Below are 9,254 nucleotides of genomic sequence, written 5' to 3'. Positions count from 1 at the left end.
TTTGGGGATTTCGCAGGTATACAACTGGTTTTAGAAGATAAATTAGGTGGAGAGATCTTGGATTTTAGCAGTATTGCAGACAACTTCATCAATGAAATCAATCAATTACCAGAAGTTAAAAGTGCATACACTTCCTTTAAAGCAAACTTCCCACAATATGAAGTGGATATCGATGCTGTTAAATCAAAATCATTGGGAGTCGATATTAAATCCTTGATGTCTACCATACGAGCTTACTACGGCCGTGTACAGGCCGGCGATTTTAGTCGTTTCGGCAGACAATATCGTGTATACATTCAGGCAGATTACGATTACCGAACAGATCCCGAATCCTTTAAATCCATTTTGTCAGAAACAAAAACAACGAGATGGTCCCCATCAGTACATTACTTACCTTAAAAAAGGTAGTGGGACCGGAAACCATCACTCGTTATAATCTGTACAATGCAATTACCATTAATGCCAATCCAAATGAAGGGTACAGTACAGGTGATGCCATGAAGGCGATAGAGAAATTAGCTTTGGAAAAATTACCTGGAAACTATAGTTATGAATGGACAGGTATGAGCTTAGAAGAATCGGAATCAGGTTCCCAAACCATACTGATTTTCATCATGAGTATTGTTTTTGTATACTTCCTATTATCGGCACAATATGAAAGCTACATCTTACCTTGGGCCGTTCTGTTATCCATTCCAGTTGGGTTAGTAGGCGTTTATGCCACAATCTTACTCGTAGGATTAGAAAATAACATTTACGTACAGGTTGGTGTCATCATGCTGATTGGGTTGCTTGCCAAAAATGCCATTCTGATTATTGAATTTGCCGTACAGGAAAGAAACAAAGGTTTGAGCATTTACGACTCTGCTATTGCAGGAGCCAAATTACGTCTGCGTCCTATCCTTATGACGTCATTTGCATTTGTAGCAGGATTAATACCCCTTATGTGGTCATCAGGACCATCAGCAAAAGGAAATCATTCCATTAGTTTTGGTGCCGCTGGTGGTATGCTTTTCGGTGTATTGCTCGGGATCTTTATTATCCCAGTGCTTTATATCATCTTCAAAACCTTAGATGAACGTTTAAAAATTAAATTCAAATCAAATTAGTCCGATACATATGAATCTTATCAATCGCCATATCTTCCTATTCGGGGCTATCTTACTTCTGTTCTCTTCCTGTAAAGTTGGACAACGCTATACTGCTCCAAAATATAATCTTCCAGATCAATACCGTGCAGATTCGACCTATCAAGATAGTGTAGGGGCACTCGCCTATGTCAATTGGCGCGATTTCTTTAGAGATTCAAGCCTGATAAAACTAATTGATGCCGGACTGGCTAATAACTATGATATGCGTAGCGCTATCTTGAATATTCAAATCGCAAATCGTCAATTAACGCAGGCTAAAGCAGGTTATCTTCCAGAATTGGATGCAACGATTGCAGGTGTAGGCCAAGAATGGCGTTCCAAAAATTATTACGCAGGACCTGCTTCCAAAATCTATAATGGTAAAGAAGCAAAAAATAATCTTTTTAGAACCCAATCTCAGTATTTAACGGAATTAAACCTCAGTTGGGAAATTGATATATGGGGTAAAATATCTGCCCAGAAAGAAGAAGCACTCGCTAACTATTTAGGTACTGCAGAAGCAAAAAAGCGATTCAAACTAGTCTGATTGCAAATATTGCTAAGGGTTATTTCAATCTTTTAAAGCTAGATGCTCAGATTGAAGTGGCCTTACGTAATGTACAACTCAATGATAGCACTTTACGTATGATTCAATTACAGTTTGATGCCGGAGAAATCACCTCATTAGCCATTCAGCAAACGCAATCCCAAAGATTGCTCGCAGCATCACTAGTTCCGCAGTTGGAACAAGAAATACAGATTCAAGAAAATTCACTTTTAGAATTGACCGGTAGAATGCCCGATAAAATTGAACGGGGCAAAAGTCTACAGTATTTAATTGATGAATCTAAGATCTCAATGGGATCTCCTATAGATCTGATCCGCAACAGACCAGATATCCGTGAAGCAGAATTAAGTTTAATCGCATCAAATGCACAAGTTAATATTAATCAAGCTTTACGCTACCCTTCATTAACGCTCGGAGGTACACTGGTCTAAACTCCATGTTGCCTGAAAATTGGTTTAATATTCCAGGATCATTGCTAGGTTCCGCATTGGGAAATATTACAACTCCCATATTTAAAAACAAAAAACTAAAGACAGCTTTTGAAGTGTCAAAATTAGAACGTGAAAAAGCAGAGATCAACTTACAGAAAACAGTATTACGTTCGGTCAACGAAGTATCCAATAGCTTCACATCACTTGCGAAATTAAAAGAGCAATTGGTACTCGCAGAAGCCCGAGTCGCAAATTCTCATTTGGCAGTAAAAAATGCTAGTTTATTGTTTAAATCTGGATATGCAACCTATCTCGAAGTTATTACAGCGCAATCCAATGCCTTGACATCCGAACTTAACCTCGTTTCCATAAAGCAATCCCAGCTGGATTCATTCGTTGAACTATACAAATCCCTAGGAGGTGGATGGGCAGAAACTAAATAATATGACAGTTCATTGCTCCGTCGACATGGAGCAATGGACTTAAATAAGGAATATCTAAATTTGCTCCACGCAACAGAAACCAGATTCCCATCAAGATATAGAGAAAAGGTAACCATTTCGAAAAATTCATTTTAAAATATGTCCGAATAAAGTTGCCTAAAAAAGAGAAGATTAATAACAGTGGCAATGTTCCCAAACCGAACATGACCATAAAATAGAAACTTGTTAAACTTGATTCGGTATTCATTGCTGCAGCTGCGGCCATATACAGCATGCCACAAGGTAAAATACCATTCAATACACCCGCAAAAAAACTTCCACCTGGACGGTATAACCAACGTCCCATAAGTTCAGCTATCGGTTGAACAAGACGTGTCTGCAATTTTATAAAATCCTGGTTTTTAAATTTAAATAATTGCACTAAACCTATAACAAGTAGTATCAATCCCGTTAAAATGCTCAATCCCATTTGCCATCCCTGGATCGATGCAATTCTACCAATCATACCGAGCGCAAGACCATAAACACCATAGGTCAATATCCGCCCTATCTGATATAATATCTTATTGAACGCTATTTTCCAGGTCAGTCATGATTACCCTGCACAGCAAAAAGCAAAGGACCACACATCACCGCACAGTGTACACTGCCAAACAAACCCATAAAAAAAGCAAAATATTGGTAACTCATCTTATAAATGCAGTTGTTGATCTGTCAAAAACTCTAAACCTTCACTCTTCCAAACAATTTCCAGATTCCACGCTCCTTTTTTTAAAGTGGAAATCGGTAACTGATATACACCTGTATTTGTTTCAAATGGTAACTGCAAATCGATACTGCGATCCGAAGGACGTTTAAAGATCAGATTACCGCTATTTGCAACAGTGGCAAACTGAATATACAAAGTATCATGATTAATTTTAATAACAGGTTCAGCTTTATGCTTGGCAACATTTGATTTCTTATTATAAACCTGATCATAATTTAGACCTTGCTCATAATAATCTGTATCTTCTAATGTATCTGTATCATGACTGACCATATAAATCCCAGCACCTATGATACAGAGCATAAATATACCCAAGCTTAAAAATATTTTAGTACCCCAATTCATCCTTTATCTCTTTATAATTTAACCCTTCCTTTATCACATCCCCGGAGGAGCAATGAAGGTCGTTTTTAAGGTTTCTATTTTTCGATCTCCCGAATATACATCAACTTTCACATCTTCTTTATAGCGTTTTACATCATCTTTATTGATGATGAGAAAAAAGCTTAAAGAAGCCGATCCTCCTTTTGTCAACGATTTGATCGGATTTACAACTTGTATTTTTAGTTTTTCATCTTGAGGCACGAGTGTAAAAGGCATTTCAGCACTACTTTTATTCACTAACTCCAATGAATACAAATTACTGATTGTATGATCATCTCGTAATTGATAAGAACTTCCTTTGGCCCTTAACAAAGTTGCACCTACATCAGATCGCATCAATATAAGCGAAACAAAGACAGAAACTAATGCAACCAATACAACAGAATACGCAATAGCTCGAGTATTGCTTCTTTTGGTTATAGTTCCTTGAATCTCACCCATGGTATAAAAACCAATAAGTTTTTTCGGCTTACCTATTTTGTCCATCACGGCATCACAAGCATCAACACAAGCAGTACAGCTGACACACTCCATCTGCAGACCATTTCGAATATCTATCCCTGTAGGGCAGACATGGACACATAACTGGCAATCAATACAATCTCCTTTTACTTGTTCTACATCTTTTTTCTGTTTTCCCCGTGGCTCACCACGGCGGTGATCGTAAGCAACTGTTATGCTTTGATCATCTAACAATACCCCTTGCAACCGTCCATACGGACATATTGTTGTACAGACTATTTCTCTGATATGTGCAAACACTGCGTAGAAAACAAATGTAAATATCGTAATGGCTAAAAGCCCCCCTAAATGTTGGTCAATCGGGTCGGTTACAATTTTATAAAGTGCATCAACACCAATTATATAGGATAAAAAAATATTAGATATTAAAAATGAAATCAATAGAAATATACTATGCTTTAATACCTTTTTTAACTTTTTATCATCCGTATTAGGTCCTTCATTCAATTTTCTCTGCTGTTGCCAGTCCCCCTCAATCCAGTATTCTATTTTACGAAATATCAGTTCCATAAAAATTGTCTGTGGACAAGTCCAGCCACACCAGATGCGACCAAAAACAACTGTAAATAGAACGACACAAACCATCACGATAAGCATTCCGAAAACAAAAATGTGCAAATCTTGAGGATAAAAAATACTTCCCAAAATACTGAATTTTCGCTCAAGAATATTAAACATCAATAATGGCTCACCTCCAATTTTAATAAAAGGAGCTCCGAATAAAAACAGCAGCAACCCATACCCGACCCATTGCCTTATTGCATACAATTGCCCCGAAGGTTTCTTTGCATATATCCAGGCCCGTTTTGTTTTATTACTCTGGTTGTCAGGAAGATTTGTTGCTACTGCTTTCATAAATACTTTTTTATTGAACTTTTGTAGAATCGGCGGTTGTTGCTTTAGCATCAGCCGTTGCATATGTAACCTCAGTACCTTGAGGTTCTTTAGGATTTGCAGGCTTAGTATCACGGATCGAAATAATGTAGCTACTCACCTCCGCAATCTGTCCCGGAGTCAAAGTCTGTTCCCAAGGCACCATCCCCTTATCAGGAACACCATACTTAACCGTTTTAAAAATATCCTTGATCTCCCCACCATGTAACCAGAATCTATCAGCCAAATTAGGACCTATTCCGCCTTCACCAGCTCCACCATGACAAGCAACACAATTTGCTTGAAAAACAGCATGACCGGCTGCAACTTTTGATTCATCGTATACCACACTGGATTCATCGATCAAATTAGCCGCTTGCGCTAGGTATTCTTGTTTTGCGATTTCAGCCTTCTCCATCTCCTGAGCATATTCTTGATTTTGATTTAGACCCCAGCCAAAAACATGATAAATTAAGATATAAACAACCGCAAAAGTCATTGTCGAATAGAATAAAGCATTGAACCAAATTGGAATTGGATTATCTAATTCCTTAATACCGTCATATTCGTGATCAATGATTAAATCCTTCTCTTCCGAAATAGGACGTAGCCCTAGCAATTTATTCCAGGAAGCCTTACGTGACTCTTTTTTTCTAATTTTAGTAACTTGCTCCTCTTTTAAAATCTCAGGCATCGTGATACGCAAAATTGAGCGCATCGCCTTGTTCACCATCAATGCCGAAGCCAATAAAGCAAGCATGACTACAACGAGTACGATGATTAAAATATTCTGATATATATTACCAGAACTTATGCTCCAAGTTTCTGCATTTACAACTGTTGTATTTAAAAATAAACTCATATTTATAGACTATCTGATGATTCACCTTTGTTAATATCATCCTCTTGAAATGGAAGCTCCTTCATATAGGTAATATGTTCTTTATTCATTCTGAACAACATAATTCCTACGATAATGAAGAATACTAAAAATATCCATAATGAAGCGATCAAATACAGCTCGCTACCATTTAAATTTGTTATTTGTTTGAACATAATCTTCTATTTTAATTTAGTTCATCAACTATTTCCTTAGCTTTTGGTTCAGCTTTAATATCCGTACCCAATCGCTGTAGATAAGCAATCATGGCTATGATTTCACGGCTTGGTAGAACATGAACTTGGTTCTTTTTCAAATCCGCCGCAATCTCTTGCGCTTGCTTATCCAAAGAAGTCTGTGCTTGTGCTATGTCCTGATCCGTATAAGGGACACCCAATGTTTTCATTGCTTCCAATTTTGCGGTCAATAAAGAATTATCCAATTCTTGATCAATTAGCCAAGGATACGTAGGCATAATACTACCAGGAGATGTTATTGTTGGATCGAGTAAATGGTCAAAATGCCACTTATTAGGATACTTCCCGCCTATACGATGCAAGTCAGGACCTGTTCGTTTAGAGCCCCATAAGAATGGATGATCATACACATATTCACCGGCTTTACTATATTCCCCGTAGCGTGCAGTCTCCGAGCGGAAAGGACGTATCGATTGCGTATGACAATTCACACAGCCTTCACGGATATACAGATCACGTCCTTGTAATTCCAATGCAGTATATGGCTTAACACTTGCAATTGTTGGAATATTAGAAGATATTGTAAATGTTGGAATCATTTCCACGATTCCACCGATCAAAATAGCAATTAACGCCAGCACCATAAACATAATAGGTTTACGTTCTAAACGTCTATGTGTAGATTGCTCATTGGTCGTTACAGGCAATAATGCAGGTGCTTGCGCGGGCTCATTAGCCAATAACTTACCTTGACGCATTGTTTTTACCAAATTATATGTCATCAAAATAGCACCACTTAAATAAAGAGCACCACCGACAGCACGCATCATATGCATTGGAATAATTTCCAACGTAGTCGCAAGGAAGTTAGGATATTTCAAAACACCTTCTGGTGTAAATTCTTTCCACATTAACCCTTGCACAACAGCTGCCCAATACATCGGAATTGCATAAAATAAAATTCCTAATGTACCGATCCAAAAGTGAGCAGATGCCATTTTTTAGAGTACAATTCAGTTCTATAAATGCGAGGAATCAACCAATAAAGAATAGCGAAAGTCATAAAGCCATTCCATCCTAGAGCACCAACGTGTACGTGAGCCACTATCCAATCCGTAAAATGGGCAATTGCGTTTACTTGTTTCAGCGATAGCATTGGTCCTTCAAATGTCGCCATACCATAACAAGTCAAGGCAACAACCATAAATTTCAATACAGGTTCTGTTCGTACTTTATCCCATGCACCACGTAGCGTAAGCAGACCATTGATCATACCACCCCAGCTTGGAGCAATTAACATAATTGAAAATGCAACACCCAATGATTGAACCCATCCTGGAAGAGCTGTATAAAGTAAGTGATGTGGGCCAGCCCAGATATATATGAAGATCAATGACCAGAAGTGAAGAATACTCAATTTGTAAGAATATACCGGGCGATTTGCCATTTAGGTAAGAAATAATACATCATACCTAAAAATGGTGTAGTTAAGAAAAATGCAACTGCATTATGACCATACCACCATTGTACTAAAGCATCTTGTACACCAGAGTAAACATAGTAACTTTTCCAACCTGATACCGGTAATTGAACAGAATTTACAATATGGAGAACTGCTACGGTAACAAACGTTGCAATATAAAACCAAACTGCTACATACATATGTCGCTCTCTACGTTTTATAATTGTTCCAAACATATTAATACCAAAGACCACCCAAATTAAGGTGATACCAAGGTCAATGGGCCACTCCATCTCAGCATATTCATGGCTTGTCGTCAATCCAAGTGGTAATGTAATTGCTGACGCAACAATCACCAATTGCCAACCCCAAAAATGAATTTTACTGAGCATATCACTGAACATCCGCGCTCTTAAAACACGTTGTAGCGAATAATAAACACCCATAAAAATTGCATTTCCGACAAATGCAAAGATTATTGCATTTGTATGTACAGGTCTGATCCGACCAAAAGTGGAAAATTGAATCCCAAAATTCATCGCAGGCCACACCAGTTGAGTAGCTACAAGTAGTCCTATGGACATACCAACTATCCCCCAAATAATGGTAGCGATACCGAAATTTCTGACAATCTTATTGTCATAATTAAACTGCTCTAACTGCATACTTATAATATTGATTTCCTTACCAAAAGTAGAGCTTGTTTTATGACATTAGAATGATGGCGATAACCAAAAAAATAACATTCGTCACACATTTATATCATATTAATAATGTTTTAACATAAATGATGAGTTTCAACTACTTTTTACAAATAGTAATGCAGCTTGTATGGTAATTTAGTATAAAAAATAGGTGGAGTTGTTTCGAAAAATTACTAATAATAAAGAGTTTATGGCAAAAAAATGGCTGTCATCAAGATACTTGTTTCATTAGGTCACATAACAAAAATTTCTCCTTACTATAAAACACATCAAATACTACTTTATATCTACCTATAATTAGTAACACTGAAAATATCAAAGATATAATTAGGATAGGCCTCATAAGCCAAAACCACTTCTCTTATTAATGAAATAGTAATTACAGACCAGTTTTGCTTATTTCAAACAATTAGTTCAATAAAATAATGTTGATAAATAACCAAACTGAATGAGTGGCCATATCCAAATTTTGAAAAAACATTATATTCTTTACAGCGATTCAATATAAATACTATACACTATTTTATAAAGTAAGGGAACTATAAATAAGTAGACATCGAGGATTACCGATCTATAATAAAAAAAGAAGAAATGGTTCATAATACCTGTATTCTTATAACGTGAGATAAACTAGATTCAAGAGTATTACAATAGATCACAATTATTATAAACTAGGGGTTCAATGTCATGACCAACAAGTGTCAATATGGACAAAAAGTACTGAACCTAATACAAAGCAGCTAATAGCCCATAGCAGAAATGAAAAATCCAATAACTGAGCAACAGATAATATTTATGCAATAATCAAAGAAAAAGTGTGGTGTTATATAAAGCTACCGAAAGAACAGGAATAGCCCTGTTCTCAGCATAAAAAGGTATAAAACAAAAAAA

At 36.8% G+C, this 9,254-nt stretch carries 9 protein-coding genes and 2 pseudogenes; 4 read left to right on the top strand and 7 right to left on the bottom strand.

The features are described 5' to 3' along the window. Positions 1 to 57: 57 nt before the first annotated feature. The 4 genes and pseudogenes from L950_RS22420 (at position 58) to L950_RS34390 (ending at position 2,572) form a co-directional block, all read left to right on the top strand. Positions 58 to 1,109: pseudogene (locus tag L950_RS22420) on the top strand (efflux RND transporter permease subunit). 10 nt (positions 1,110 to 1,119) lie between these two features. Continuing rightward, positions 1,120 to 1,677: a TolC family protein gene (locus L950_RS35920; RefSeq protein ID WP_021188313.1), complete on the top strand. Its 558-nt coding sequence runs from the start codon at positions 1,120 to 1,122 to the stop codon at positions 1,675 to 1,677. After that, positions 1,662 to 2,129 (top strand): TolC family protein, encoded by a 468-nt coding sequence (locus tag L950_RS35915; RefSeq protein ID WP_316930738.1) that lies wholly within the window; start codon positions 1,662 to 1,664, stop codon positions 2,127 to 2,129. The genes L950_RS35920 and L950_RS35915 overlap by 16 nt, the downstream gene beginning before the upstream one ends. 5 nt (positions 2,130 to 2,134) lie before the next feature. Next, the gene (locus L950_RS34390) at positions 2,135 to 2,572 is read left to right on the top strand and encodes a TolC family protein (protein ID WP_021188311.1); all 438 of its coding nucleotides are present in this window, start codon (positions 2,135 to 2,137) and stop codon (positions 2,570 to 2,572) included. Here the strand turns inward: L950_RS34390 and L950_RS22410 are convergent. From L950_RS22410 to ccoN, 7 genes and pseudogenes are all read right to left on the bottom strand, one after another. Beyond that, a complete protein-coding gene (locus tag L950_RS22410) occupies positions 2,565 to 3,110 on the bottom strand; it encodes a sulfite exporter TauE/SafE family protein (RefSeq protein WP_021188310.1) in 546 nt (181 codons plus the stop codon). The two genes, L950_RS34390 and L950_RS22410, sit on opposite strands and share 8 nt — an antisense overlap. A 47-nt stretch (positions 3,111 to 3,157) precedes the next feature. Continuing rightward, positions 3,158 to 3,235: a sulfite exporter TauE/SafE family protein gene (locus L950_RS35910; protein ID WP_262507169.1), complete on the bottom strand. Its 78-nt coding sequence runs from the start codon at positions 3,233 to 3,235 to the stop codon at positions 3,158 to 3,160. 28 nt (positions 3,236 to 3,263) lie between these two features. After that, positions 3,264 to 3,686: a FixH family protein gene (locus L950_RS22405; protein WP_021188309.1), complete on the bottom strand. Its 423-nt coding sequence runs from the start codon at positions 3,684 to 3,686 to the stop codon at positions 3,264 to 3,266. A 33-nt stretch (positions 3,687 to 3,719) separates the two neighbouring features. After that, the gene (gene ccoG, locus L950_RS22400; protein WP_031287216.1) at positions 3,720 to 5,102 is read right to left on the bottom strand and encodes a cytochrome c oxidase accessory protein CcoG; all 1,383 of its coding nucleotides are present in this window, start codon (positions 5,100 to 5,102) and stop codon (positions 3,720 to 3,722) included. A 10-nt stretch (positions 5,103 to 5,112) separates the two neighbouring features. After that, entirely contained in the window at positions 5,113 to 5,982 is an 870-nt protein-coding gene (locus tag L950_RS22395) for a cbb3-type cytochrome c oxidase N-terminal domain-containing protein (protein WP_021188307.1), read from the bottom strand. A 2-nt stretch (positions 5,983 to 5,984) separates the two neighbouring features. Beyond that, positions 5,985 to 6,176, bottom strand: a complete 192-nt coding sequence (locus L950_RS22390) for a hypothetical protein (protein WP_021188306.1) — start codon at positions 6,174 to 6,176, stop codon at positions 5,985 to 5,987. Between the two features lie 11 nt (positions 6,177 to 6,187). Further along, positions 6,188 to 8,324, bottom strand: a pseudogene (gene ccoN, locus L950_RS22385) (cytochrome-c oxidase, cbb3-type subunit I). Positions 8,325 to 9,254: the final 930 nt, after the last annotated feature.

The sequence above is a fragment of the Sphingobacterium sp. IITKGP-BTPF85 genome (assembly GCF_001006065.1).
Classification (GTDB): domain Bacteria; phylum Bacteroidota; class Bacteroidia; order Sphingobacteriales; family Sphingobacteriaceae; genus Sphingobacterium; species Sphingobacterium anhuiense.
This window is presented reverse-complemented; position numbering and strand designations above follow the sequence as displayed.

Coding starts and splice junctions, on each gene's coding strand:
- L950_RS34390 (WP_021188311.1), top strand. CDS start 2,135: ATGTTGCCTGAAAATTGGTTTAATATTCCAGGATCATTGCTAGGTTCC.
- L950_RS35910 (WP_262507169.1), bottom strand. CDS start 3,235: ATGGGTTTGTTTGGCAGTGTACACTGTGCGGTGATGTGTGGTCCTTTG.
- L950_RS22405 (WP_021188309.1), bottom strand. CDS start 3,686: ATGAATTGGGGTACTAAAATATTTTTAAGCTTGGGTATATTTATGCTC.
- L950_RS22395 (WP_021188307.1), bottom strand. CDS start 5,982: ATGAGTTTATTTTTAAATACAACAGTTGTAAATGCAGAAACTTGGAGC.
- ccoG (WP_031287216.1), bottom strand. CDS start 5,102: ATGAAAGCAGTAGCAACAAATCTTCCTGACAACCAGAGTAATAAAACA.
- L950_RS35920 (WP_021188313.1), top strand. CDS start 1,120: ATGAATCTTATCAATCGCCATATCTTCCTATTCGGGGCTATCTTACTT.
- L950_RS22390 (WP_021188306.1), bottom strand. CDS start 6,176: ATGTTCAAACAAATAACAAATTTAAATGGTAGCGAGCTGTATTTGATC.